This window comes from Streptomyces sp. RK9 (genome assembly GCF_045070545.1).
GTDB classification, from domain to species: Bacteria; Actinomycetota; Actinomycetes; order Streptomycetales; family Streptomycetaceae; genus Streptomyces; species Streptomyces alboflavus.
Map to the genome: position 1 here is coordinate 860,130 of NZ_CP173703.1, position 24,472 is coordinate 884,601.

General features: G+C 73.8%; 20 protein-coding genes. 7 read left to right on the top strand and 13 right to left on the bottom strand.

All coding sequences use genetic code 11. The features are described from left to right. The first annotated feature begins 26 nt into the window (after positions 1-26). Positions 27-2,249 (top strand): discoidin domain-containing protein, encoded by a 2,223-nt coding sequence (locus AB6L24_RS03660; protein WP_405652017.1) that lies wholly within the window; start codon positions 27-29, stop codon positions 2,247-2,249. 40 nt (positions 2,250-2,289) lie between these two features. Here AB6L24_RS03660 and AB6L24_RS03665 read toward each other — a convergent pair whose 3' ends face one another. Beyond that, positions 2,290-2,877: a hypothetical protein gene (locus tag AB6L24_RS03665; protein WP_405652019.1), complete on the bottom strand. Its 588-nt coding sequence runs from the start codon at positions 2,875-2,877 to the stop codon at positions 2,290-2,292. A 77-nt stretch (positions 2,878-2,954) separates the two neighbouring features. Then, complete coding sequence (locus AB6L24_RS03670) at positions 2,955-3,851, bottom strand: helix-turn-helix domain-containing protein (RefSeq protein ID WP_405652021.1); 897 nt, start codon at positions 3,849-3,851, stop codon at positions 2,955-2,957. A 114-nt stretch (positions 3,852-3,965) separates the two neighbouring features. Between AB6L24_RS03670 and AB6L24_RS03675 the strand changes: the two genes are divergently transcribed. Beyond that, positions 3,966-4,772: an NAD(P)H-dependent oxidoreductase gene (locus AB6L24_RS03675; protein ID WP_405652023.1), complete on the top strand. Its 807-nt coding sequence runs from the start codon at positions 3,966-3,968 to the stop codon at positions 4,770-4,772. Positions 4,773-4,817: 45 nt separating this feature from the next. Here AB6L24_RS03675 and AB6L24_RS03680 read toward each other — a convergent pair whose 3' ends face one another. Continuing rightward, positions 4,818-5,642: a class I SAM-dependent methyltransferase gene (locus tag AB6L24_RS03680; RefSeq protein ID WP_405652025.1), complete on the bottom strand. Its 825-nt coding sequence runs from the start codon at positions 5,640-5,642 to the stop codon at positions 4,818-4,820. A gap of 76 nt (positions 5,643-5,718) precedes the next feature. Here AB6L24_RS03680 and AB6L24_RS03685 point away from each other — a divergent pair, with 76 nt between their 5' ends. Next, complete coding sequence (locus tag AB6L24_RS03685) at positions 5,719-6,312, top strand: TetR/AcrR family transcriptional regulator (protein WP_405652028.1); 594 nt, start codon at positions 5,719-5,721, stop codon at positions 6,310-6,312. Positions 6,313-6,318: 6 nt separating this feature from the next. Here the strand turns inward: AB6L24_RS03685 and AB6L24_RS03690 are convergent, their stop codons facing one another. The 8 genes from AB6L24_RS03690 to AB6L24_RS03725 form a co-directional block, all read right to left on the bottom strand. Further along, the gene (locus tag AB6L24_RS03690) at positions 6,319-7,611 is read right to left on the bottom strand and encodes an aminotransferase class I/II-fold pyridoxal phosphate-dependent enzyme (RefSeq protein ID WP_405652031.1); all 1,293 of its coding nucleotides are present in this window, start codon (positions 7,609-7,611) and stop codon (positions 6,319-6,321) included. A 192-nt stretch (positions 7,612-7,803) separates the two neighbouring features. Continuing rightward, a complete protein-coding gene (locus AB6L24_RS03695) occupies positions 7,804-9,042 on the bottom strand; it encodes a serine hydrolase domain-containing protein (RefSeq protein WP_405652033.1) in 1,239 nt (412 codons plus the stop codon). Continuing rightward, entirely contained in the window at positions 9,039-10,598 is a 1,560-nt protein-coding gene (locus AB6L24_RS03700; protein WP_405652035.1) for an alpha/beta hydrolase, read from the bottom strand. Before AB6L24_RS03700 ends, AB6L24_RS03695 begins: the two co-directional genes overlap by 4 nt. Positions 10,599-10,772: 174 nt before the next feature. Further along, entirely contained in the window at positions 10,773-11,573 is an 801-nt protein-coding gene (locus AB6L24_RS03705; protein WP_405652037.1) for a GAF domain-containing protein, read from the bottom strand. 171 nt (positions 11,574-11,744) lie between these two features. After that, entirely contained in the window at positions 11,745-12,965 is a 1,221-nt protein-coding gene (locus AB6L24_RS03710) for a GDSL-type esterase/lipase family protein (protein ID WP_405652039.1), read from the bottom strand. Between the two features lie 114 nt (positions 12,966-13,079). Next, positions 13,080-13,655 (bottom strand): TetR/AcrR family transcriptional regulator, encoded by a 576-nt coding sequence (locus AB6L24_RS03715; RefSeq protein WP_405652041.1) that lies wholly within the window; start codon positions 13,653-13,655, stop codon positions 13,080-13,082. Positions 13,656-13,818: 163 nt separating this feature from the next. After that, a complete protein-coding gene (locus tag AB6L24_RS03720; RefSeq protein ID WP_031192370.1) occupies positions 13,819-15,264 on the bottom strand; it encodes a glyceraldehyde-3-phosphate dehydrogenase in 1,446 nt (481 codons plus the stop codon). Positions 15,265-15,413: 149 nt separating this feature from the next. Next, positions 15,414-16,187, bottom strand: a complete 774-nt coding sequence (locus AB6L24_RS03725; RefSeq protein WP_405657026.1) for a helix-turn-helix transcriptional regulator — start codon at positions 16,185-16,187, stop codon at positions 15,414-15,416. A gap of 88 nt (positions 16,188-16,275) precedes the next feature. Here AB6L24_RS03725 and AB6L24_RS03730 point away from each other — a divergent pair, with 88 nt between their 5' ends. Next, positions 16,276-16,776: a nuclear transport factor 2 family protein gene (locus AB6L24_RS03730; protein ID WP_405652044.1), complete on the top strand. Its 501-nt coding sequence runs from the start codon at positions 16,276-16,278 to the stop codon at positions 16,774-16,776. Here AB6L24_RS03730 and AB6L24_RS03735 read toward each other — a convergent pair. Together AB6L24_RS03735 and AB6L24_RS03740 are read right to left on the bottom strand one after the other, a co-directional pair. Further along, positions 16,761-17,663: a chitosanase gene (locus tag AB6L24_RS03735; protein WP_405652046.1), complete on the bottom strand. Its 903-nt coding sequence runs from the start codon at positions 17,661-17,663 to the stop codon at positions 16,761-16,763. The two genes, AB6L24_RS03730 and AB6L24_RS03735, sit on opposite strands and share 16 nt — an antisense overlap. A gap of 79 nt (positions 17,664-17,742) precedes the next feature. Then, positions 17,743-20,643, bottom strand: a complete 2,901-nt coding sequence (locus AB6L24_RS03740; protein WP_405652048.1) for an AAA family ATPase — start codon at positions 20,641-20,643, stop codon at positions 17,743-17,745. A gap of 199 nt (positions 20,644-20,842) precedes the next feature. On the opposite strand from AB6L24_RS03740, the gene AB6L24_RS03745 reads away from it, so the two are divergent. The 3 genes from AB6L24_RS03745 to AB6L24_RS03755 all read left to right on the top strand — a co-directional run bounded on the left by AB6L24_RS03745 (position 20,843) and on the right by AB6L24_RS03755 (position 24,414). Continuing rightward, positions 20,843-21,757: an MBL fold metallo-hydrolase gene (locus AB6L24_RS03745; protein ID WP_405652050.1), complete on the top strand. Its 915-nt coding sequence runs from the start codon at positions 20,843-20,845 to the stop codon at positions 21,755-21,757. A 19-nt stretch (positions 21,758-21,776) separates the two neighbouring features. After that, positions 21,777-23,267 carry a carboxylesterase/lipase family protein gene (locus AB6L24_RS03750; protein ID WP_405652052.1) on the top strand — a complete coding sequence of 497 codons (1,491 nt, stop codon included), beginning with the start codon at positions 21,777-21,779 and terminating at the stop codon, positions 23,265-23,267. Between the two features lie 139 nt (positions 23,268-23,406). Then, positions 23,407-24,414: a formylglycine-generating enzyme family protein gene (locus AB6L24_RS03755; RefSeq protein WP_405652054.1), complete on the top strand. Its 1,008-nt coding sequence runs from the start codon at positions 23,407-23,409 to the stop codon at positions 24,412-24,414. Positions 24,415-24,472 lie beyond the last annotated feature (58 nt).

A 24,472-nucleotide genomic window follows, 5' to 3' on the forward strand; every position in this document is an offset into this window, starting at 1 on the left:
CCCGCCCCCTCGGAGAGAGGCATGTCATGCACACCTCATGCACACCCTTAGGCCGCTCCCCCGCCCGAAGAGCGGTACCGATCGCCGCCGCGCTCGGTCTCGCGGCGGGCCTGCTGACCGCGCTCGCCCCGGCCGCGCAGGCCGCCGACGGCGGCTCGCGCGCCCGGTCGGCCGCCGCGGGCGCCACCGTCCCCTTCACCTCCGTCGAGGCGGAGAGCGCCCCGTCCAACGGCACCAGGATCGGCCCCGACCACACCCAGGGCACGGTCGCCTCCGAGTCGTCGGGCCGGCAGGCCGTCCGCCTCGCGGCGGGCCAGCACGTCGAGTTCACGCTGCCCGGCGCGGCGAACGCGGTGAACGTGGCGTACAGCGTGCCCGACGGTCAGTCGGGGTCCCTCGCGGTGTACGTCAACGGCGTCAAGCTCGACAAGTCGCTCGCCGTGACGTCGAAGTACAGCTATGTCGACACGCCCTGGATCCAGGGGTCCAAGACCCACCACCTCCTGGACAACGCGCGGCTGCTCCTCGGCCGGAACGCGGGCGCGGGCGACAAGGTCCGCCTGGAGGCGACCGGCACCCAAGTGACCGTCGACGTGGCCGACTTCGAGCAGGTCGCCGCAGCGGGCGGCAAGCCGTCCGGGGCGGTGTCGGTGACCGACAAGGGCGCCGACCCGTCCGGGCAGGGCGACTCCACGCAGGCCTTCCGTGAGGCCGTCGCCGCCGCGAAGGGCGGCACGGTGTGGATCCCGCCGGGCGAGTTCAAGCTCACGCAGTCCCTCAGCAACGTCGACGACGTGCGGATCCGGGGCGCGGGCGCCTGGCACTCCGTCGTCCGCAGCTCCCGCTTCATCGACCAGTCGAGCGCCCCGACCGGCAAGGTCGGTCTGCACGACTTCGCGGTGATCGGCGAGGTCACCGAGCGCGTCGACAGCAACCCGGACAACTTCGTGAACGGCTCGCTCGGCCCCGACTCGGCCGTGTCCGGGATGTGGTTGCAGCATCTCAAGGTCGGCATGTGGCTGATGGGCAACAACGACAACCTGGTCGTCGAGAAGAACCGGTTCCTCGACATGACCGCGGACGGCCTCAACCTCAACGGCACCGCGCGCGGGGTGCGGGTGCGCGACAACTTCCTGCGCAACACCGGGGACGACGCCCTCGCCATGTGGTCGCTCAACACCACCAACAGCGACTCGGCGTTCATCGGCAACACCGTCTCGCAGCCCAACCTCGCCAACGGCATCGCGATCTACGGCGGCCGGAACATCACCGTCAAGGACAACCTGGTCCTCGACACCAACGCCCTCGGCAGCGGCATAGCCATCTCCAACCAGAAGTTCCTCGACCCGTTCTTCCCGCTCGCCGGAACCATCACGGTGTCCGGCAACAGCCTGGTGCGCACCGGCGCGATGAACCCCAACTGGAACCATCCCATGGGCGCCCTGCGCGTCGACGCGTACGACAGCGCCATCGAGGCAACGGTGAACATCACCGACACCACGATCACCGACAGCCCGTGGAGCGCCTACGAGTTCGTCTCCGGCGGCGGCACCGGCAAGGCCGTGCGGAACGTGACCGTCGACAGGTCGACCGTGACCAGGGTCGGCACGGTCGTCGTGCAGGCGGAGACGCCGGGCGCGGTGCGGATGAGTGGCGTCAAGGCCACGTCGGTGGGTGCCGCGGGCGTCTACAACTGCCCCTATCCGTCCGGCTCGGGCAGCTTCACGCTCACCGACGGCGGCGGCAACTCCGGCTGGGACAGCGTCTGGGAGGACTGCTCGACCTGGCCGCAGCCCGGCGGCGGCAACCCCGACCCCGACCCGAAGCGCAACCTCGCCAAGTCCCGCCCGGCCACGGCGACCGGCTCCACGGACGTCTACACCCCCGGCAAGGCGGTCGACGGTGACGCGGCGACGTACTGGGAGTCCACGAACCACGCCTTCCCGCAGGCGCTCACGGTCGACCTCGGCAAGGCCGAGCCGGTCCGCCGCCTCGTCCTCAAGCTGCCGCCGCCCGCGGCCTGGGCCGCGCGCACCCAGACCCTGTCGGTCCAGGGCAGCACCGACGGCTCCGGCTACAGCACCCTGGTCCCCTCGCAGCCGTACCGCTTCGACCCGGCGACCGGCAACACGGTCACGATCGACGTCCCGGCGTCGGCGCCGAACGTCCGGCATCTACGGCTGCACGTGACCGCGAACACGGGGTGGCCCGCGGCGCAGTTCGGGGAGGTGGAGGCGTACTTGAGCTGACGCCTCGGGGCCGGGCCCGCCGCGGGCCCGGCCCCGCCTGTCAGGCCGACAGCTTCCGCGCGATCACGGACCGCAGCTTCTTGGGGCCGATCACCACGAGCGTGGCGTTCCGCGTCCGGGACCGCACCACGGACATCGCTCCCCGGACGCCGGACACGTCGTGGGCGCCCCGGGCCTCGTACCTGACGATCATGGCGCGGCCGCCGCACGACAACTGGACCCAGGCCGAGCGGCGTTCGTAGCCGGAGGAGGACGACTGGGCGTAGGGCCCGCCGGGAAGGCTGTCCGTCCCCGCGTCGTTGTCGTCCTTCGGCCACGCGGTCTTCAGGCCGAAGTGCCCCGCCCCGGGTGCGTCGACGACCAGACCACAGGCCTTGGGGTCCACGTACGCGACGAGACGGTCTCCCCCGAGCCGCACCTCCGCGACGGGGCGGGTCCGCGCCCCCGGGTCATCGGCTCCCAGTTCACCGAGAGGGTCGCCGCTCACCGCGATCTCCCGCAGCTTCCGCAGGGGCACGAACTCAGCCGCCCGGCTCCCGTCGCCGTTGTGGCCGTCCGACGTACAGGCCACAGCGGTCAACGACACCACAAGAACGACGGTCGCGGCCGCCCGGAAAGATCGAATCACCGCGCGACCCTACCGTGCCGGGCCCTGACCTGCGCATTCACCCGCCCGACGGGCACTTCACCGCCCGCCCCGTGGGACTACCCCGCGCCGCCGCGCTCCGCCACGGCCCGCGCCAGCTCGGCCAGGGCCACCGTCTCCTCGCTGTCCTCGTCCGCGCTGAACACATGCACGACGAGGCCCGTCTCGCCGGGCTCGGCCGGTACGTGGAGGGTCTCGAAGTCCAGGGTGAGGAGGCCGGCCCGCGGGTGGTGGAGGCGTTTGCGGCCCGCCGTGCACATCACCACCTCGCCGGTGCCCCAGATGCGGCGGAAGTCGGCGCTCCGCTCGGACAGTTCGGTGATCAGGGCGGCGAGTTCCGTGTCGTCGGGGTAGCGCCCGGCGGCGACGCGGAGCTGGCCCACGGCCTCGGCCGCGCGGTCCTCCCAGTCGGGGTGCACGGTGTGGGAGGCGGGGTCGAGGAAGAGGAAGCGGGCGTTGTTCGGGTCCCTGCGGTCCGGGTCGCCGAGGCCGCCGACGAGTTCGGCGCCGAGGGCGTTCCAGGCCACCACGTCGAGGCGGTGGTTCGTGGCGAACACCGGGAAGTGGACGAGGGAGTCCAGGACGCGCTGGAGCAGCGGGCTGACCCTGGCCTTCGGCGTGGGCCCGCGCCGGGCCCCGGCGAGGGTGTCGAGGTGCCTGCGCTCCGCCGTGTCGAGGCCGAGCGCTCCGGCGAGCGCGTCGAGGACCTCGGTCGAGGGCTGGGTGGCCCGGCCCTGTTCCAGACGTACGTAGTAGTCGACGCTGATCCCGGCGAGCTGGGCCAACTCCTCGCGGCGCAGCCCGCGGACCCGGCGGCGACGGCCTCCGGAGATCCCGACGTTCTCCGGCGCGACCCGCCCCCGACGTGCCCGCAGGAAGCCGCCGAGAGCCCGATCGGTGTCACCGACCCCATCGACCTCCGCACCACCGCGGACGCGTTCCTCCACCCTGTTCATGCGATCAAGTATGCGCGCCGCGCCCCAAGGTGGTCCTCCCGGTACCAGGACAGCGGATCCACCGGCTGAACAGGGTTCTGGCTGCCCCGCCGGGGCCGCGGCACCGTGGTCCTCATGAACGCGACCACGCCGCCCTCCCCGTCCACGCCCGTCCCGCAGCGGATCCTCATCGTCAGCGCCCACCCGGAGGGCGACTCGCTCAACGCCTCCCTCACCGACTTCGCGGCCGGCCACCTCCGCGCGGCGGGCCACGAGGTGCGGGTCTCCGACCTGTACGCGATGAAGTGGAAGGCGACCGTCGACGCCGACGACTTCCCCGATCTCGCGGCGGACGAGCGGCTGCACGTGATGGCGGCCTCGCAGGACGCCACGCTCGCGGGACGCCTGACGGCGGACGTCGCGGCCGAGCAGGAGAAGGTGCGCTGGGCGGACGCCGTCATCCTGCAGTTCCCGATGTGGTGGTTCAGCCCGCCGGCCATCCTCAAGGGCTGGATCGACCGGGTGTTCACCGCCGGGTTCGGCTACGGCCCGAAGGTGCCCCCGCCCTACAGCGAGGGCCCCCTCGCGGGACGGCGCGCCCTGGTGTCGGTGACGGCGGGGGCGCGGGAGACGTCGTTCTCCGACCGGGGCATCCACGGCCGGCTCGCGGACGTGCTCTACCCGGTGCAGCACGGTCTTTTCTGGTTCACCGGCATGGCGCCCGTCGAGCCGTTCGCGGTGTTCGGCGCCAACGACCTGCCCGCGGAGCGGTTCGAGGCCGCGCGGCAGGAGTACGCGCGGCGCCTCGACGGCCTGTTCACGGACGAGCCGGTGCCGTTCCGCACCCTGGTGGGCGGCGACTACGACCACGACATGCGACTGCTTCCCGGGGTGGAGGCGCCGGGCACCAGCGGCCTCGACCTGCATGTCCGGCCCAGCTGAACCGTGCGGCGCCCGCGGCGCCGCGCGTCCCGGGTCCGCGGCCGCTCAGCCGGAGCCCGTCCGCCTCGCGGTGACCGCCACAGTGGCGTAGCCCATCGTGAAGCCGCCGCCCAGCTCGTCGATGACGCCGCCGATGCCGCGGAGCAGATCCGCGAGGACGGCCGGGGGCAGTCCGCCCGTGCCGCCGTGCGTGGGGAGCTGGTCGAGCCACCGCTCGCGGGTGTACTCCCGCTCCCAGTCGAAGCGCCACTCCTGCGGGGCGTCGAACGCGGCCGCCCGCCGCATCCCGTCGACCGCCTTCGCGGACAGCGGTCCGTACGCGTCGAGCGGGGCGGCCGCCCAGGGGTTGAGCGGCGCGTCGGGCAGCACCCGCCGGTGCACGTCGGCGAAGGCCTCGCGGACGTCCGGGGCGAGCACGAACACGTTCCAGAACACGGCGAGCCGACCGCCGGGACGCAGCACCCTGGCCGCGCACGCCGCGCCCGCGGCCGCGTCCATCCAGTGCCACGCCTGGGCGGAGACCACCGCGTCGAAGGTCCGCCCGGCCGGGTCCCAGGTCTCGAACGCCGCCACCTCGGTCTCGACGCCGGACGCCCGCGCCACGTCGGCCATCCGCGCGTCGACGTCCACGCCGAGCACCCGGCAGCCCGCGGCCAGGAACTGCCGGGCGGCGATGCCCGTGCCGACGCCCACGTCGAGGACGTCGGTTCCGGGGATCGCGGCGACGACGCGGTCCACGAGCGCCTGGGGGTAGTCGGGCCGGGCCCGGTCGTAGCGCCCGGCCTCCGCGCCGAACGACTCGGCCATGCCTCGGTGTCGATGCGGTTCGCCGCCGGGGTGGGCGGCACCTGAGGACGGTAGAGTGGGCATGCGCCCACTCTGAGTGGGCGCATGCCCACTCGTCAAGGGACCGCGGCCGGGACCGGGGTGCGACCGAGGAGGAACATTGCCGACCGGGGTGGCCCTGCGCGACGCGCGCGAGCAGCTCTTCGACGCCGCCGAGAGCATCCTGCTCCGGGACGGACCGAGCGCGCTGACCAGCCGTGCCGTGACCACGGAGGCGGGCTGCGCCAAAGGCGTCCTGCACCGGCACTTCGCCGACTTCGACGCCTTCCTCGCCGAGCTCGTCCTCGACCGCGTCGCCCGGGTCGAGGCAAGCGCCGCCACCCTGCGCGCGGCCGCGGGGAGCGGCAGCGTCAACGACCACCTCGCCGCCGCGCTGACGGACCTGTTCGGCTCCGTCGCCGTGGCGATCGTCGGCCTCGTCACCTCACGGGACGGACTCCGCGCCCGGCTGCGGCAGTCCCTGCCGACCGGCGTCCCGGTCCTGACGCAGGCGGCGGCGACGATCGCCTCCTACCTCGCCGCCGAGCGGGACCTCGGCCGTGTCGCGGCCGACGCCGACATCGACGCGCTCGCCCCGACCCTGATCGGCGCCGCACACCTGCTGTTCGCGGACCGGACGGGCACCCCGCCGGACGCGGCGGCCGTCCACAAGGTCGTGGCGACGGTCATGGCCGGGGCCGCGCGCACCGCGTGACGGCGCTCAGGACGCGGCGTCGGCGACCAGCTTCTCGTACCCGACGAGGCGGACGCAGGTGGCGACCCCGCGAATGATCTGCTCGACCTCCGCAAGATCCGGGTAGCTGGGGCTGATCCGGATGACGCTGTCCTTCGGGTCCTGCCCGTAGGGGTGCGTGGCGCCCGCGGGCGTCAGGGCGATGCCCGCCTCCTCGGCGCGGCGCACCACCTCGCGGGCGCAGCCCTCGGGGACGTTCAGGACGATGAAGTAGCCGCCCTCGGGCGTGGACCAGGTGGCGAGGCCGGTGCCGCCGAGCTCCTTGGCGAAGCCCCGCAGGACGGCGTCGAACTTGGGGCGCAGCAGCTCGCGGTGCTCGCGCATGTGGGCGCGCACACCGTCGGCGTCGCGCAGGAACAGGGCGTGGCGGAGCTGGTTGATCTTGTCGGGGCCGATGGAGCGCTTGGCGTTGCGGCCGCGCAGCCAGGCGACGTTGGCGGGCGACGAACCGAAGAAGGCGACGCCCGCGCCGGCCAGGGTGATCTTCGAGGTGGAGCCGAAGACGAACACCCGGTCCGGGTTGCCGGCCTCGGCGCAGGCGGCGAGGACGTCGGCGACCTCGCGCTCCTCTGCGGTGAGGTGGTGCACCGCGTAGGCGTTGTCCCAGAAGATCCGGAAGTCCGGCGCGGCGGTGCGCATCGAGGCGAGGCCGCGCACGACCTCGTCGCTGTAGCAGGTGCCGTCGGGGTTGCTGTACTTGGGCACGCACCAGATGCCCTTGATCGCGGGGTCGGCGGCCACGAGGCGCTCCACCTCGGCGAGGTCGGGGCCCGCGGCGGTCATCGGGACGGGGATCATGTCGATGCCGTAGCGCTCGCACAGCGCGAAGTGCCGGTCGTAGCCGGGGACGGGGCACAGGAACGCGATCCGCTCCTCGTCGGCCCAGCGCCGCTCCGCGCCGGGCAGAGTGCCGAGGAGGGCGTGGACCAGGCAGTCGTGCATCAGCTCCAGGCTGGAGTTGCCGACGGCGAGGAGCTGGTCGACCGGGGTCTGGAGGAAGCCGCTGAAGATCTCGCGCAGTTCCCGCAGTCCGTCGGGGCTGCCGTAGTTGCGGCAGTCGGTCCCGTCGGCCGCGGTGTACCGGTCGCCGGGCAGGCTCAGGAGGTCCGCGGCGAGGTCGAGCTGCCGGGGCGAGGGCTTGCCGCGCGTCAGGTCGAGGGCGAGCCCCCGGCCGAGCAGGTCGGCGTAGTCGCGCCGGGCCTCCTCCAGGCGTGCGGCCGGGGGGACGGAGTCGGCGGGCACCTGCGCGCTCGTGGTCATGCGGGCTTCTTCCTTGGGGACGGTCGTACGGCATCCGGGGCACCAGGGGTGTCCGCGGGCCGAGGGCCGACGGACCGGCGGAGGAAACCGTTCTCCGCGGGCGGCGCCGCGCGGGCGCCGCCCCTGGTCGGTCCCATGATGGCCGCTGCCCGGCGGACACGGACTCCTGTTCCACGGACCGGACGGTGGCCGTCACCGCCGCAGCGCGCGGTCCACAAGGCGGAGCGCGGCCCTGGCCTGCGCGTCTCCCCGTTCGTCGGTCCGCAGCGTGAAGGCGGCGACGGTCGCGGCGCGGCTGCCGTCGGCCGTGACGCCGCTCTCGGAGACGATCCCGAGGTGGGTGCCGCCGTGGAACCAGACGCCCTCGTCCCGGCCCCGCGCGGACCGACCACCACCGGGCCCGCCGCCGCCCGGCCGCCACGCGATGCCCAGGCCGTAGCGCACGCCCTCGGCCTGGATCCAGTCGGGGGCCGCCACGGTCTGCTTCATCGCGGCCAGTTGGGGACGGCGCAGCAGCCGGCCGCCGAGCAGCGCGCGCAGGAACACGGCGAGGTCGTGGGTGGTGCTGATGATGCCGCCGTCCGCGCCGCCGCCGGTGGCGAGGGAGGTGTCGGTCAGCCGGGCGCCGCCGGGGAACTGGGTGTAGGCGGTCGCGGTCGGCTGCGGTACGTACGCCGATGTGCCGGGGACCAGGGTGTTCCTGAGGCCGAGCGGGGCGATGACGCGTTCGTGGATCTCCTGGGCCCAGGGGTGCCCGGTGACCTTCTCCACGACGAGGCCCAGGAGCACGTAGTTGGTGTTGGAGTAGCCCCAGCGCTGTTCGCGGGCCGGGTCGGCGGCGTCCGGCAGCCACAGCGGCGGGCGGCTCACGGCGGCGGCCACCTGCTCGCGGGCCGGGGTGACCCGGAAGCGTCCCTTGAGGTAGCCCGCGGGCGTGAAGTCGTCCGCGCCGCCCCCGACGGCCACATAGTCGTTGAGGCCGCTGGTGTGGCGGAGCAGGTTGGTGAGGGTGATCCTGCGGCCGTCGTTGCCGTGGCCCTCGACCAGGCCCGGCAGCCAGCGGTCGACGGTGTCGTTCAGGCCGAGCCGTCCCTCACCGGCCAGTTGCAGGACGACGGTGGCGGTGAAGGGCTTGGTGTCGCTGCCGATGCGGTAGTACGCGTCCCAGGGCACCGGCCGGTCCCCCGTCAGGTCCGCCGCACCGGCCCGGGCGGTGCGGCGGCCGTGCTCGCCCTGCACCTCGGCGAGCACACCGGTGGTCCCGGTCGCGCGGATCGCGTCGACGTCGGCCTGGAGGGTGTCGCGCCCCTGGGCCGCGGCGGGGCGCGCGGCGGCGCGTCCGGTACCGGTGCCCGCGATGACGGCCGTGGCGGCGGACACGACGGCGACCATGCCGCCGCGCCTGCTGAACACGGGCCCGTGGGCGCTCATCGGGTCGCTCCCTCGGGGGCGCAGGTGAGGTCGCGGGCGGGCAGGGTCCCGTCGCGTAGGTAGTCGTTGACGGCGTCGTCGGCGCACGGGACGGGCCGGTGGCCCTCGGAGCCGCGCCCGTACACGCCGTGGGAGCGGATGTCGGCCGTCACCAGGCGTGACCCCTTGAGCTTGCGGTGCAGGGCGAGGGCGCCTTCGTAGGGGACGTTGTTGTCGCGGGTCGCCTGGAGCATGAGGACGGGCACCTTGTTGTGGATGGTGGTGCCCGGCTCGCGCGGCGGCGACTTCCAGAACGCGCAGGGCGCGATCATGCCGTTGACGACCGGGCCGAACACCGGCTGCGTGGCGCGGCTCTTGACCGTGTTGCGCCAGTACGTCTCGGTGTCCTTCGGCCAGCCTCCGGCGGGCCAGCCGCCGTCGCCGCACATGAACAGCGCGCCGCCCACCATGCTGTCGCCGAGGTCGGGCGAGTTCAGGAGCGCGAGCAGGGCGGCCAGTTCGGGGCCGGGCTCGGTGAGCTTGCCCGCGGCGGCGGCGATGAGGTCGCGCACCACGGAGGCGAGCGCGGGGTCGCTCTCCTGGTGCTGGACGAGTTGGCGCAGCAGGAGCCGCATGACCGGGGCGTTCATCCGCTGGCCCGCGACCTCCACGGGGCGGCGCTCGGCCCCGTCGAGCAGCTTCTGCACGGTCGCCCGCACCTGGGCGCCGGTCCGGCCGAGCCCGTATCGGTCGTGCTGCCGGGCGGCCCAGGCGGCCCACTCGTCGAGGCCTTCCTCCAGCGGGCCGCCCGCACGCTGGAACAGCTCGTACTGGGTGGCCGCCGGGTCGGTGGAGGAGTCGATGATCACGCGGTCGGCGCGGCGGGGGAACATCTGCGTGAAGACGGCGCCGAGGTCCGCACCGTAGGAGACGCCGTAGTACGAGAGTCGGCGCTCGCCGAGCGCGGCGCGGATCGCGTCCATGTCCCGGGCGACGTTCCGCGTCGAGGCGTGCGGCAGCAGCGCGGCGTTGTCCCCGTGCTCCTGGCAGCGCCGTGCCGTGTCCCGCGCGGAGTCCACGGAGGCGTCGAAGTCGGCGCGGGGCGTGGTGACGGGTCCTGGCGGGCGCGGGGGTCCGGCCGGGGCGCAGCGCACGGGGCTGCTCTCGCCGAGGAACCTCGGGTCGAACCCGATCAGGTCGTACTGGCCGGCGACGTCCTTCAACGCGGGGCGGAGCGCGAGGGTGTGGGAGAGGCCGGGGCCGCCGGGTCCGCCGGGGTTGGACAGCAGGATGCCGCGCCGGGCGTCCGGGGAGGAGGCCTTGATCCGGGAGATCGCGATCTGGATGGTCCGCCCGCGGGGGTCGGCGTAGTCCAGCGGCACCGTCACCTTGGCGCACTGCGCCCCCGCCTCGTTCAGCTCGGTCTGCGCCGCCGAGCAGGGGCCCCAGGCCAGGTGCTGCCGCTGCGGGGCGGCGTCGCGGCCGGCCGGCTGCTGCGGGGTGGCAGCGGCGGGCACGGCGGCGGTGAGTAGTCCGGCAAGACCCAGGCCGAGGCCGACCGTTGACGGGACGCGCATGGTGCTCCTTGTGTCGAACGCGACTTTCTGTAGGTCACGACGCTAGAAGCCGCCGCCCGCCGGGACCATGCGGCTGCCCGGCTCACAGATCGTCGGGTGGACGGTATTGACAGGGCGTGAAAGGTCGTTCGGCCGGGTCGGGCGCGCCCGGTGCCGGGGTGCGGGTGGCCGCTTTCAGCACAGGAGGTGGGCGGCGCGGGCGAGTCCTTCCAGGGCCCGGCGCTGCTCGTCCGTCCACTCCGTGGCCTGTGCGTGGTGGGTGGACACCACGCCGATCAGCGCGCCGTCCCCGGACGTGATCGGGACCGAGGCGCACGCGCCGACGCCGGCCTCCTCCAGGACGTCGAGGGCCGGGGTGCCGAGGAAGACCGGGGATGCGGTCACCTCCTCGACGAGGACGGGTTTGCGGTCCTGCGCCGCCACTCCGCACGCGGTCTCCCGGTCGGCCACCGTCTCGAAGAACGTCAGGAACGGGTGGTGGAAGCCTCGTTGGGCCACGATCCGCAGGACGCCGCCCGCCGGGTCGTGCACCTGGGCGTTGCCCATCGGCGCCCCGGTGATCTCGAACGCGGCCGAGAGCGCCGCCGACACCACCGAGAGCCGCAGGGCCTGTTCGCTCGCCGACAGCGGTGCCGTCGCCAGTTCCTGCGCGATCCGAAGACCCTCCGCGTCGCCGCAGCTCCGCAGGGGTCGCAGCACCGCGCTGTGGGCGCGCTCCACGGCGAGGCTGCCCCCCGCGGCGGCGGCCCGCAGGCGGGCGTCGAGGAGCAGGTCCACCCCGGCCGTCCCGCAGAACGTCACCCGGCTCAGGTCCAGCGACGTGCGGCCCACGGGCCGTTCCACGGCGCGGTGGAGTTCGCGGGCCAGGACCGGCACGGAGGCGATGTCCAGCTCACCGGCCACGCGGATGGTGACCCGGCCGTCCGCCCTGGCGACGCCGACCGACACGGAACGCGACGGCTCGGACCACTCCACGCCCCACCCCGCCCCTGAATCCGCTGACCGCAATCCACGGGCCCGGCCTCCGTGATCCGCACACCTGGCCCCTGCCCGCCCACGCTAGCGGCGGCGCCGCCCGCGCCCGGGAGACTTCGCCAGGGCGGTCCGCCATGACACCGGACCCGACAGAAACGGTCGGGTCCGGTCTCAACCGCCCGTCCCGAAGGGCCCGGTGGCCGCGAAGGCGCGGTCCGCGAAGCGTTCGCCGATGCGACGGTGGGTCGCGGCGTCCGGGTGCAGTTCGTCGGGCAGCGGCAGTTCGGCGTAGTCGGCCTCTCCGTAGAGGTCGCGTCCGTCGAGGTAGGACAGGTGCGGGTCGTCGGCCGCGCGCCGCTCCACGATCCGGGCCAGCTCGTCGCGGATGTCGCCGAGGGTCAGCTTCCCGCTCGCGCGTTCCGCCGGGTCGCCCACCGCGAGGAAGCGCAGCCGCCCCTCGCTCATGCCGGCGAAGTCCGGGGCGCTCGGGCCGGGGGTGTCCTCGTGGATGGGGCACAGGATCGGCGAGACCACGAGGAGCGGGGTGGTGGGGTGCCCCTCGCGGACGGTGTCGAGGAAGCCGTGGACGGCCGGGCCGAAGGCGCGCAGGCGCATCAGGTCGGCGTTGACCACGTTGATGCCGATCTTGACGCTGATCAGGTCGGTGGGGGTGTCGCGCAGGGCGCGGGCGGTGAACGGGTCGAGCAGGGCGCCGCCGCCGAAGCCCAGGTTGATCAGGTCCACGCCGCCGAGGGAGGCGGCGAGCGCGGGCCAGGTCGTGGTGGGGCTCGCGGCGTCGGAGCCGTGGCTGATCGAACTGCCGTGGTGCAGCCAGACCTTGCGGCCTCGGTCCGGCACGGGCTCGACGGGGGCGTCGGTGCGCAGCGCGACCAGCTCGGTGGTCTCGTTGTGCGGCAGCCAGATCTCGACGTCCTTCAGGCGCTCCGGCAGCCCGGTGAAACGCAGGGTGCCGACGGCGCCCGGCCGGTGCTCGGCGCTCCCGGCCGTCATGTCGATGGTCAGGGTGTTGCCGCCGGTCGCACTGGCCTGCCGGGTGAGGCGGCCGTCGACCAGGAGGTCGTACACGCCGTCCGGGCGGGGCGGCGCGCCGGCGTAGACGCGCTTGGTGGGCAGCGTGTCCAGCTCGACGGCGGTGGCGCGGGTGCGCAGGACGAGGCGGACCCCGGCGGGCTGGGACTCGGCCATGGCGAGCTGTCCGTCGGTGTTCTGGGCGCGGGCCCGGGCGGGCAGCCGGTGCGGGAGGACGCCGTGCGCGGTGCGCTCCAGGTCGAGGGCGCCGCGGAGGAGGTCGGCGGTGATGGGAGTGGATATGGGGGTCGCTATGGGGGTGGACGTGGGGATGGACGTGGGCGGGGTGTGCGGGGTGGTCATGATGTCTCAGCCTGTTGGTCGAGTCGGGTGGGGCGGCGGCAGGGGTGCCGGGGGCGTCCCGAGCAGTCGGGGCGCGGACCGGGCAGGGCCTTGGACTCCCGGGCCCCGGAAGGGTCAGGGCGCGGGCGCGGGCCAGGTCCGCAGCAGCGCGTCGAGGGCGTCCACAATCCGGGACCAGGACTCCTCGGTGCCGGGGGCGCTGTGGCTGAAGGCGCCGGCGGCCTCCAGGCTGACGTAGCCGTGGAAGACGCTGCCGAGGAGCCGGACGGCGTGCGTCTGGTCCGGCTCGGTCAGGTCGTACCCGCGCAGGATCGCGCGCATCATCTGGGCGTGCCTCGCTCCGGCACTGGTGGCGGCCGCTTCCGGGTCGAGCCGGAAGCGGGCCGCGGTGTAGCGGCCGGGGTGCTCGTGCGCGTAGTCGCGGTAGACGTCGGCGAAGGCGGTCAGGGCGTCCTTGCCGGCGCGTCCGGCGAGCGCGGTGGCGCCGCGGTCGGCCAGTTCCTCCAGGGCGAGCAGGGCGATCCTGGTCTTCAGGTCGTGGGAGTTCTTCAGGTGCGAGTACAGGCTCGCGACCTTGACGTCGAACCGCCGGGCGACCGCCGAGACGGTCACCTGCTCGAAGCCGACCTCGTCGGCCAGTTCGGCCCCGGCCTGTGTCAGCCGTGCCACGGTCAACCCTGCGCGCACCATGACGCTCGCTCCTTTCAACGAAATGAATTATGCACATGCCTAATATCTTTAGGCAAGTACCAAAGCACCACCCCGAACGGCCCCGCAAAAAAGTCCCGGGCGGAGGGGCGGCTCGCGCCTTCCCTCCGCCCGGGACTCCGGACGCTCACATGCTGCCGCGGACTCAGACCGCCACGGCCGGGTACGTCGGGTACTCCACCCCGGAGACGTACTGCACGACCCGGATCACCTGGCACGAGTAGCCGAACTCGTTGTCGTACCAGAGGTAGAGGATCGCGCTGTCGCCGTCGACCTTGGTGGCACCTGCGTCGACGATCGACGCGTGGCGCGAGCCGATGAAGTCGTTCGAGACCGCGTCGGGGGCGCTGGTGAAGTCGATCTGGCGGCGCAGCGGGGAGGTCAGCGAGACCTCGCGGAGGTGGTCGAGGACCTCGTCGCGGGTGGCCTCGCGGCCCAGCGTCAGGCTGAGGATCGCGATCGAGACGTCCGGCACCGGGACACGGATGGAGCTGCCGGTGATCGGCGCCTTCAGGTCGGGCAGCGCCTTGGCGACGGCCGACGCGGCGCCGGTCTCGGTGATGACCATGTTCAGCGGCGCGGAGCGGCCGCGGCGGTCCGCCTTGTGGTAGTTGTCCAGGAGGTTCTGGTCGTTGGTGAACGAGTGGATGGTCTCCACGTGGCCGCGCAGGACGCCGTACTCGTCCGCCATCGCCTTCAGCGGCGGGACGATCGCGTTGGTCGTGCAGGACGCGCAGGACAGGATCCGCTCGTCCGGCTTGATCATGTCGTGGTTGACGCCGTGCACGATGTTGGGCACGTCGCCCTTGCCGGGGGCGGTCAGGACGACCTTGTCGATGCCGGGGCGCAGGTGCTGCGAGAGGCCCTCGCGGTCGCGCCACTTTCCGGTGTTGTCGATGAGGATGGCGTCCTTGATGCCGTACGCCGTGTAGTCGACCTCCGAGGGGTCGCCCGCGTAGATCACCTTGATCTCGTTGCCGTTGGCGATGATCGTGCTGTTCGCCTCGTCGACGGTGATCGTGCCCTGGAACTGGCCGTGGATGGAGTCGCGGCGCAGCAGCGAGGCGCGCTTCACGATGTCCTGATCGCCGCCCCGCCGAACCACGATGGCGCGCAGCCGCAGGCCGTTGCCGGAGCCGGCCTTCTCGATGAGCAGCCGGGCGACGAGGCGGCCGATGCGGCCGAAGCCGTACAGGACGACGTCGCGGCCCTCGCGGCACTCGATCTTGTTGGCGCCGGTGGCACCGGCGACGGCCTCAGCGGTGAACTCCGCGACCGTCAGACCGCGGTCGTCGGCCCGGTACGTCTCGGCCAGCATGCCGATGTCGATCTGCGAAGGGCCGAGGTCGAGCGCGGTGAGGGCCTGCAGGAACGGCAGGGTCTCGGTGACCGAGAGCTCCTCGCCGGCGATCTGCCGGGCGAACCGGTGCGTCTTGAGGATGCTGACCACCGACTTGTTCACCAAGGAGCGGCTGTGCAGCAGGACGGTGACGTCCCGCTCGCGGTGCAGCTTCCCGATGATCGGGATCATCGACTCCGCGATCTCCTCGCGGTTCTTCCAATTGGTGAACGAGTCGTCATTGACAGTCACAGGAGTATCTTTCGAGCTAGGCGGCGCTCATATGCTAACCCGACGCAAGTTCGACCTTCCATCGGGTGCCTCCCGCGCCCCTCGGCCCCCGGCCGGAACCCGGGCCCGGAACCGCTGCGCACCGTGCGCCGCCGAGCGGTGTCCCGGTCCTAGTTCCCGTCCCGTGGCTCCGTGAAGTAGGCGGCGCTCTCCGCGTCCGCCGGGTAGTACGACTCGATCGCGACCTCGTCCAGGGTGATGTCCATGGGCGTGCCGAACGTGGTGATGGTCGAGAAGAGCCGCAGTTCGCGGCCGTCGAAGCGGATGACCATCGGGATCAGGACGTCGGATTCCGCGTGCGATCCCGTGTCCTCGGCGTCGGGGGCGAACAACTCCTCGTAGAGCGCGGTGAGTTCGGCGTCGGGGGCGGCGGCGAGCTGACGGGTGACGCGGGTGCGGAACACCGCGCGTACGTCGGCCTGGTTGACGACGTACTGAGCGAGCCCGCGCGGGTCGAGGCCGAGGCGGAGCAAGTTGACGGGCGGGCGCAGCAGTTCGGGGGCGATGCCCGCGAAGAACGGGTCGACGGCGCGGTTGGTCAGCACGATGTTCCACCGGCGGTCGAAGACGAGGGCCGGGTACGGCTCGTGCGCGCGCAGCACCCGCTCGACCGCGTCCCGCGCCGCCACCAGCGCGCCGTCGCCGAGCGGCCGCTCGCTGTACCGGGGCGCGAACCCGGCGGCGAGCAGCAGCCGGTTGCGCTCGCGCAGCGGCACGTCGAGCTGGTCCGCGAGCCGGAGGACCATGTCGGCGCTCGGGCGGGACTTGCCGGTCTCGACGAGGCTGACGTGCCGGGCCGAGACGTCGGCGGCGAGCGCCAGATCGAGCTGGCTCAGCTGCCGACGCCGCCGCCACTGCCGCAGGAGCTCCCCCACCGTGTCCACGATCACCGAGGCTACGTCCCGGTGCCGCCGCCCGCCATGACATCGGAGTTCATCGACAGGCCGCGCGGCGGTGGCGACACTGCGGCCCATGACCACGCAGAGTACGAGCACGCAGAGTACGAGCACGCAGAACACGGGCAAGCAGAACGCCGACCACAAGCTCGTCGTCCAGCAGGCACTGGCCGAGCTGGTCGGCACGGGCGACGTCGACGCACTCGGCAAGGTGCTGAGCGACGACTTCGTCCATCACCGGCCGGACGCGACCTCCCGTACGAAGGCGGAGTGGCTCGCCGCCGTCCGCGCGTCGCCGCTCGGCGACATGCGGGTCGACGTCCTGCACCTGCTGGCCGACGGCGACCACGTCGTGATGCACTCCCGGCGCCACCACCCCGGCACCGGCGCCGAGATCACGGGCGTCGACATCTGGCGGTTCGACGACGGGCTGATCGCCGAGGCGTGGGAGATCCTCGAACCGGCGGCCTCGGCGGCGGCGCATCTGGTGTGGTGGGAGCCTCCGCGCACCGACCCGGACACCCTGGCGCACATCGCCTCGCTGGTCTCGGGAACACCCGGTCAGCGGATGGAGTAGCGGCTGCCGAAGGCGGTGACGGTGAACGGGCCGTCCAGGTCCTGGTGGCCGCTCCCGGCGAGCCGCCGCACCGCTTCGACACGGTCGACGGACGTGCGCCACTCGTCGGCCGTGTCGGCGTTCACGGGGTGGGTCAGATCATGGACGCGTACGTCGAAGAACGCGTCCAGCCACGCCTTCTCACCCGCTTCGGCGGGGGTGCCGGCCTTCGCCGTCGTCCGCCGGACCAGCGCGGGCAGCCCGTCGCCGTCGGAGCCGTTGCCGTGCTGGATCGAGGCGTCGTACAGCTCGGCGACGGCCAGCGGACTCCTGAGCCCGGCCTTGTCGGCGGCCCGCAGGGCGGGGGCGAAGTAGCGGTCGTCGACCTGGGCGTCCTGCACCTCGCGGAAGACGGGGTCGGCGGCGGAGCGCTTCCACGCGGCGATGTAGTCGGCGTCGGACAGCGGGCGGGGGCGGGAGCCGTCGGAGTCACCCCCGTCGGCCTTGTCACCCCCGTCGGCCCCGCCGCCGTCGGCCAGGCGCTTGAGCGCCGGGAGGAAGCGGGCGAGCGGGTTGTCCGGCTTCTTCTCGGTGTAGGCGCGCACCACTTCGAGGGCGTCGCCGTCGTCGGTGGTGAAGCCCGCCCGGCCCGCGGTGACGCCACGGCCGTCGTCGAGGTTCTCCGCGTACCCGTACTGGATCTTGGTGGTGCCGTTCTCGAAGACGCTCACGAGTTGGTCCGCCCGGCGGCGCTGTTCGGCGCTGAGCCCGCCGTCCGCAGCGTCGCGGCCTCCGCTGTCCGCGTCGTCGCCGCTGGTCAGGACGGTGCCGAGGGCGACGGCGGCGACAGCGAGGAGAGTGGTGGCGGCCAGGGCGATGCGGCGTGCGGGTGGGGCGGGGGCTTTCATACGAGGAGCCTAGATCGGGCGGACCGCGTGGCGTGTCCAGGCCTGCCTCCTGGTGCGTCCGGGCCGCCGCGGGCTGCCCCTACCCGTCGTGACCGACCGCCGTGAGGGGGCCCTCGACGAGGTCGCGGAGCTGGGTGCGGGCGGTGACGCCCAGTTTGGGGAAGCTGCGGTAGAGGTGCGAGCCGACCGTGCGCGGGGAGAGGAACAGCTGCTCGCCGATCTCGCGGTTGGTCAGCCCGCGGGCGGCGAGCCGGACGATCTGCCGCTGCTGCGGAGAGAGTTCGGCCAGCGCGTCGGGGGTCGGGTCCGTGACGTCGAGGCCCGCGGCGCGCGACTCGGCGCGGGCGCGCTCGGTCCACGGGCGGGCCCCCAGGCGGCGGAAGGTCTCCAGGGCCGCGGTGAGCGGACCGCGCGCCTCCGCGACGCGCCGCCGGCGCCGCAGCCACTCGGCGAGGTCGAGGAGGGTCTGGGCGTGCTCGAAGGGCCACTGCTCCCGTTCCGGGTCCGCCAGGGCCGCCCTGAAGTGCGCCTCTGCGTCCTCGGGGTCCTCGGGATCCGCCAGGAGGCCACGGGCCCGGCTGATCAGGGCCCGCAGCCGGGGCGACGCGTTGTCCGCCAGGGCGTGTGCCGCGCGCTCGACGATCGCGGTGGCCTCCGCGCGGCGGCCGCAGCGCACCGCGGCGGCGGCCAGGTCCGCGAGGGCCGGGTAGGAGGCGTGGTGGTGGACGGGCGCGCCGACTGCCGTGAAGACCATGCGGAGTTGGTCGTACGCGGCCTCATGGGCACCCGCGGCGGCCGCAGCGGCACCGAGAGCGCGCCGGGCGTAGACGGCGACCGAGCGGCTCTCCAGCGGGTCGACCAGGGCGAGCGCCTCCTCGGCACGGGCGCGGGCCGCCGCCGTGTCGCCCTGGAACGCGAGGACCGTCGCGTCGACGGCGGCCGCGCAGGCCACGGCGTGGTCGAGGCCGGCGGCGCGGCCGACCGCGGTGGTGCGGGCGCAGGCCTCGCGGGCCTGGTCCCACCGTCCGCGTTCCACATAGGCCCAGGCGACGGCGCCGCCAAGGCCCTCCGGCAGCGCTCCTTGGGTCTCCCAGCGGTCGAAGGCCTCGTCGAACGCCCGGACGGCCCGCGGGGTCTCGTCCAGGAGCCACGCCATGATCCCGACGGTGGTGAGCCGCTCGGGCCGGGTCCGTGCGTCTGCGGCCGACTGCGGGAGCCGGCGCAGCAGTTCGGCCCGGAACGCGACGGGGTCCGACACGGCCTTCACCCAGGCGCGGACGTCCGTGAGCGAGGCGTCGTCGGGAAGGCTCCGCAGGAGGTCCTGGACGCGGTGACGCTGGGCGTCGTCCCCGGAGTAGAAGGAGACCACGGCGGCGCCGGACAGGAGGTCCAGTGCGGCGGCGGGCCGTGCGGGCGTCAACTGCTCGGCCGCGTCGGCCAGTCGGGAGAACACCACGGCGTGCCGGGCGGTCAGGACCGCGAGGCGTCCGGCCTGCACGGCGGCGGCGGTCAGGAGCGCCGCGTCGTCCGTGCGGGCGCGTGCCCCGGCGGTCAGGTGCTCGACCCAGGTGATGTCTCCGGTGAACACGGCCGCCGAGGCCGCTTCGACGAGCAGTCGGGCGCTGTCCTCGCGGCGTGGCGCGAGGTCCGCCGCGCGCTCGAGGGCCTTGGCCGCCGCCGCGTGGCCGCCGCGTCGGAGGGCCCGTGCGGCGGTCCGCTCCAGGTCCGCCGACACGGCCGCGTCGGGGCCCGGGCAGGCGGCGGCCCGATGCCAGGCTCGCCGGTCCGGCGCGTCGTGCAGCATCCCGGCGAGCCCGAGGTGAGCCTCGCGCCGGGCGTCCGGGGACGCGGCGTGATAGACGGCGGACCGGACCAGCGGGTGCCGGAACCGGATGTCCCGGCCCGTCCGCCGGACGAGCCCGGCCTGCTCGGCGGGCGGCCAGGCCTCGTCGTCGGCGCGCGGCAGCCCGGCCAGGACGGCGGGCGCGGAGTCGACGCTGTCCATGGCGGCCAGGAGCAGCAGGGCCCGGGTGGTGGCGGCGGGGAGGCCGGTCAGGCGGGCGGCGAAGATCCGCTCCAGGTGCGCGGTGAGCGGGAGCGGGCCTGCGGGCGGCACCCCGGTGGCGTCGGGCGCGGTGGCGGACGATGCCGTGGCGTGGAGTGCGGTGGCGGAGGGTGCGGTGGCCGCCCTCGTGAGTTCCACCAGCGCCAGCGGGTTGCCGCCCGCCTGGTCGAGGATCCGTTGCCTGGTGCGGCCGGTGGGGCGCTGCGGCTGGAGGTCGAGGAGCCGGGCCGCCGCGGTGGTGTCGAGCGGTCCCAGGGCGAGCGTCGGCAGGCGGCGGTCGAATCCCGGCAGGTGATCGTCGGCGCGGGCTCCGATCAGCATCGTGACCGGTTCGCCTTCGAGCCGTCTGGCGGCGAAGGACAGGGCGTCCAGGGAGGCACGGTCGCACCACTGCGCGTCGTCGAGGACCACGAGCACGGGGTGGTGGTCGCCGAGGGTGGACAGCAGGCTCAGGACGGCGACTCCGATCAGCATGAGGTCGGGGGCGGCCGTGTCATGGCCCGCACGGAGTCGGGGGTACGTCTCCGGACCTGTGCCGGAGGGGGCGTACGTCTCCGGCCCCGTACCGAATGCGGTGTGAAGCGCCGCGCGCTGTCGCTCAGGCAGTGCGTCCACCTCGGCCGCGACCGGCCGCAGCAACTGGTGCAGCGCGGCGTACGCGAGGCTCGACTCCGCCTCGCTCCCCTCGGCGCGCAGGACGCGGGCGCCGCCCGCCTCGGCCCGCCGCACCGCGCGGTCGAGGAGCGCGCTCTTGCCCGTGCCCGCGTCGCCGACCAGCATCAGCACCGGGTCGGCCGACGCCGGGTCCACCGCGCGGAAGAGGCGCGCCAACTCCGCGTCCCGGCCGAGGAACGGCTCCCCCGGATCCGGATCCCGTCCCGTGTCCGCGCCGAGGCTGCCTGTGTGCTCGTCCACGGAGTCTCCAGGAATGGTGGCTTCCCGACAGGAGTCCCCCTGCCTTGCCCACCCAGGCTACAAGTCGCCGCACCGGGTGGGGACGGGCCGTGTGCGCGGGTGCGGGCACGGCGCCCAGGTGCAGTCACCTGACGCATACCGCGCGCGCCGAGGCCGGTCGTACGGTTCGGGAAATCCCCCGAACTCCCAAGGATTCCGCATGGAAACAATCACGCTCGGCGACGTCACCATCACCCGGGTACGGGAATACTTCGGCTCCGTCGACATGGCGCCCGCGACCTTCTTCCCGGACATCCCGAAGGGAGTGTGGGACGACGGCGCTTCCTGGCTGGCCCCGCATTTCCTGGACACCGGCACCGATGTCGTGCGTTCCGCGATCCAGACCTGGCTGCTGCGCAGCGAGGGCAGGACCATCCTTGTCGACACCGGGGTGGGAAATCACAAGGAGCGCCCGTACGCACCGGTCTGGAGCCGCCTCGACACCGACTTCCTGGCGAATCTCGCCCGGGCCGGTGTCGAGCCCGAGGACGTGGACGTCGTGATCAACACGCATCTCCACATCGATCATGTGGGCTGGAACACCCGCCTGGAAGGGCGGCGCTGGGTGCCCACTTTCCCCAACGCCACTTATCTGATGCCGAAGGACGACTTCGACTTCTGGAATCCCGTGAACGGCCACAAGACGGTGCTCGGCCGCGGCAACCAGAACGTCTTCGAGGACAGCGTGGCCCCGGTGCACGAGGCCGGTCAGACGCTGCTGTGGGAGAACTCCCACCGGATCGACGCCGGCCTGCGACTGGACGCGGCTCCCGGGCACACCCCCGGCTCCTCCGTCCTCACCCTCAGCTCCGGGACGGACCGGGCGGTCTTCGTGGGCGACATGCTGCACAGCCCCGCGCAGGTCGTGGAGCCGGATGGCAACAGCTGCTTCTGCGAGGACCCCGCGGGCGCCCGCGCCACCCGCAGGAAGGTCCTCGGCTGGGCGGCCGACCACAACGCCCTCGTGATCCCCGCGCACCTGGGCGGCCACGGCGCCGCCGAAGTGACGCGCGACGCCGACAAGTTCGCCATCAAGGGCTGGGCTCCCCTCACCCCGTACGCCGAGCAGTCCTGAGAGCCGGAGAGGCACCCCCGTGAACCACCACCCCGACCCCGTGGCGACCACGGCGCAAGGGTCCGTCCGCGGCCTGCGCCAGGACGGCGTCACCGCTTTCCTCAGCATCCCCTACGCCGCCCCTCCCCGCGGCGCCGCCCGGTTCGCGCCGCCCCGGCCGCACGAGCCCTGGGACGGCGTGCGGGACGCCACCGCTCCGGGGCCCACCGCGCCGCAGTCCGCGCGCGAACTCGGCGCCGTGGACATGTCGCCCTACTTCGGCACCGGCTGGAGCCGCGGCGAGGACCACCTCACGGTCAACGTCTGGACGCCCGCCGTCGGCGGCGGTGACCTGCCCGTCATGGTGTTCGTCCACGGCGGCGGATTCGTCGCCGGGTCGACGCGGTCCGCGCTGTACGACGGTGCCGCCTTCGCCCGCGACGGCGTCGTCCTCGTCACCCTCAACTACCGCCTCGGCGTCGCCGGGTTCCTCGACCTCCCCGGTGCGCCCGCGAACCGCGGGCTGCTCGATGTCGTCGCCGCGCTGCGCTGGGTCCAGGAGAACATCGCCGCGTTCGGCGGCGACCCGCGCCGGGTCACCCTCTTCGGGCAGTCGGCCGGGGCGACCCTCGTCGGCGGCGTCCTCGCCGCCCCCGAGGCCAAGGGTCTCCTCCGGCGGGCGATCGTCCAGAGCGGCAGCGGCCTCGGGGCGTTCACCACCGAGCAGGCCGCCCGCGTCACCGAAGAAGCCGCCCGGCGTCTGGGCGCCGAGCCCCATGTCGACGCCTTCGCGGGCATCTCCGACGAGCGTCTGGTCGAGGCCGCCACCCACCTCGGCGGCATCGACCTGCGGACCGCGACGCACCGCGACCCGCTCATCGGACTCAGCCCCTTCAGCCTGGTCCTCGACACCCAGCCCGCCGTATCCGTCGCCGCCGGCCTCGGCGGCGACGTGGACCTCCTGATCGGGACCAACGCCGAGGAGGGAAACCTCTACCTGGTCCCCTTCGGCACATACGCCACCTCGACCGCCGAGGACGTCCACGAGGCGGCGGCACGCGCGCACCACGACCCGGCGCGACTCGTCGAGACGTACCGGAAGGCACGCCCCGATGCGTCCCCCGCCGAGTTGCGGTCCGCCGTCATGGCCGACGCGCTGTTCGGCGCGGGCACCCGGGCCCTCGCCGACGCGCACGCCGCCCACCCCGGGCCGGCCACGTACAGCTACGAGTTCGCCTGGCGCTCGCACGCCCTGGACGGGCGGCTCGGCGCCGCCCACGCGGTCGAGCTGCCCTTCGTCTTCGACCTCGCGCACCTCCCCCGGCTGCGCGGCCCGGCCGCCCTGCTCGGCCCGGACGAGCCGCCCGCGGACCTCGCCGCCCGCGTGCACGCGACCTGGATCCGGTTCGCCACGACCGGCGACCCGGGCTGGGACCCGTACGACGGCGGGCGCAGGGCCACGATGCGCGTCGCCGCCGAGTGGACCCAGGTCGACGACCCCCACGGCGAGGAACGAGAGGCGTGGAGCTGACCCTCGTACGCGCGCCGGTCCCGCCCCTCCCCTGGCCAACCCGAGTCCGGCCGATGGAGTCCGGCCGATCGGAGTCCGGCCGACTCACCAGGATTCCGCACGACCACACTGGGGATCACCACCGCTGTAGGAGGACTCCATGCCTGCCCCAGAGCCGCAGCCCCCCAGATGCTGCGCCCCGCGGGGTGCCGCCGCACTCCGCGCTGCCGCCGCCCCGCCGCCCGCCCTCTCCATGCCCGCCCCCGCCGACACCGCCCCGTCCGTGACCGCCCCAGGTGACGACCGCATGGTCACCTTGCCGGGAGGCGAGTTCCTGATGGGGGCAGAGGACGCCGAGGGGTTCCCCGAGGACGGTGAGGGGCCGGTGCGGCCGGTGCGTGTGGACGCGTTCCTGATCGACGCGTGTGCCGTGAGCCATGACGACTTCGCGGCCTTCGCCGCGGCGACGGGGTATGTGACCGACGCCGAGCGGATCGGCTGGTCGTACGTCTTCGCGGGCTTCCTCCGCGGCGAGCTGCGGCGCGTCTCGCCGCGGCCCGAGCACACGCCGTGGTGGTGCGGAGTGGCGGGCGCGAGCTGGCGTGCGCCGGAGGGTCCCGGCAGTTCGGCCGAGGGGCGCGGCGACCACCCGGTGGTGCACACGTCGTGGAACGACGCGCGGGCGTACGCGCGGTGGGCGGGCAAGCGGCTGCCGACCGAGGCCGAGTGGGAGTACGCGGCCCGGGGCGGCCTGGAGCAGCGGCGCTATCCCTGGGGCGACGAGCTGGACCCGGGCGGGGAGTACCGCTGCAACATCTGGCGCGGCACCTTCCCCACGAAGAACACCGCCGCCGACGGCTACCGCGGCACCGCCCCGGTCGACGCCTTCGCGCCGAACGGCTTCGGGCTGTACAACATGGCGGGCAACGTCTGGGAGTGGTGCGCCGACTGGTGGTCCACCGACCACGCCACCGCGCGCCCCGCCCTCAACCCCCAGGGCCCGCCCACGGGCACCGTCAAGGTCGTCCGCGGCGGCTCCCACATGTGCCACGACTCGTACTGCGACCGCTACCGGGTCGCCGCCCGCACCGCTGACGCCGTCGACGGCGGGGGCGGCCACACCGGCTTCCGCTGCGTGCGGGACGTCGGCGCAGGCCCGGGCGCCTGAGCGCCGGAGACGAACGCCGGGCGGGCCCGTGGGGTCGGGCCCGCCCGGCGAGGGCCGC

What these genes read in the sequence shown, in the direction of transcription:
- AB6L24_RS03660 (WP_405652017.1), top strand. Translation starts at nt 27, where the DNA reads ATGCACACCTCATGCACACCCTTAGGCCGCTCCCCCGCCCGAAGAGCG.
- AB6L24_RS03670 (WP_405652021.1), bottom strand. Translation starts at nt 3,851, where the DNA reads ATGAACAGGGTGGAGGAACGCGTCCGCGGTGGTGCGGAGGTCGATGGG.
- AB6L24_RS03675 (WP_405652023.1), top strand. Translation starts at nt 3,966, where the DNA reads ATGAACGCGACCACGCCGCCCTCCCCGTCCACGCCCGTCCCGCAGCGG.
- AB6L24_RS03680 (WP_405652025.1), bottom strand. Translation starts at nt 5,642, where the DNA reads ATGCCCACTCTACCGTCCTCAGGTGCCGCCCACCCCGGCGGCGAACCG.
- AB6L24_RS03690 (WP_405652031.1), bottom strand. Translation starts at nt 7,611, where the DNA reads ATGACCACGAGCGCGCAGGTGCCCGCCGACTCCGTCCCCCCGGCCGCA.
- AB6L24_RS03695 (WP_405652033.1), bottom strand. Translation starts at nt 9,042, where the DNA reads ATGAGCGCCCACGGGCCCGTGTTCAGCAGGCGCGGCGGCATGGTCGCC.
- AB6L24_RS03700 (WP_405652035.1), bottom strand. Translation starts at nt 10,598, where the DNA reads ATGCGCGTCCCGTCAACGGTCGGCCTCGGCCTGGGTCTTGCCGGACTA.
- AB6L24_RS03710 (WP_405652039.1), bottom strand. Translation starts at nt 12,965, where the DNA reads ATGACCACCCCGCACACCCCGCCCACGTCCATCCCCACGTCCACCCCC.
- AB6L24_RS03715 (WP_405652041.1), bottom strand. Translation starts at nt 13,655, where the DNA reads ATGGTGCGCGCAGGGTTGACCGTGGCACGGCTGACACAGGCCGGGGCC.
- AB6L24_RS03730 (WP_405652044.1), top strand. Translation starts at nt 16,276, where the DNA reads ATGACCACGCAGAGTACGAGCACGCAGAGTACGAGCACGCAGAACACG.
- AB6L24_RS03735 (WP_405652046.1), bottom strand. Translation starts at nt 17,663, where the DNA reads ATGAAAGCCCCCGCCCCACCCGCACGCCGCATCGCCCTGGCCGCCACC.
- AB6L24_RS03745 (WP_405652050.1), top strand. Translation starts at nt 20,843, where the DNA reads ATGGAAACAATCACGCTCGGCGACGTCACCATCACCCGGGTACGGGAA.
- AB6L24_RS03755 (WP_405652054.1), top strand. Translation starts at nt 23,407, where the DNA reads ATGCCTGCCCCAGAGCCGCAGCCCCCCAGATGCTGCGCCCCGCGGGGT.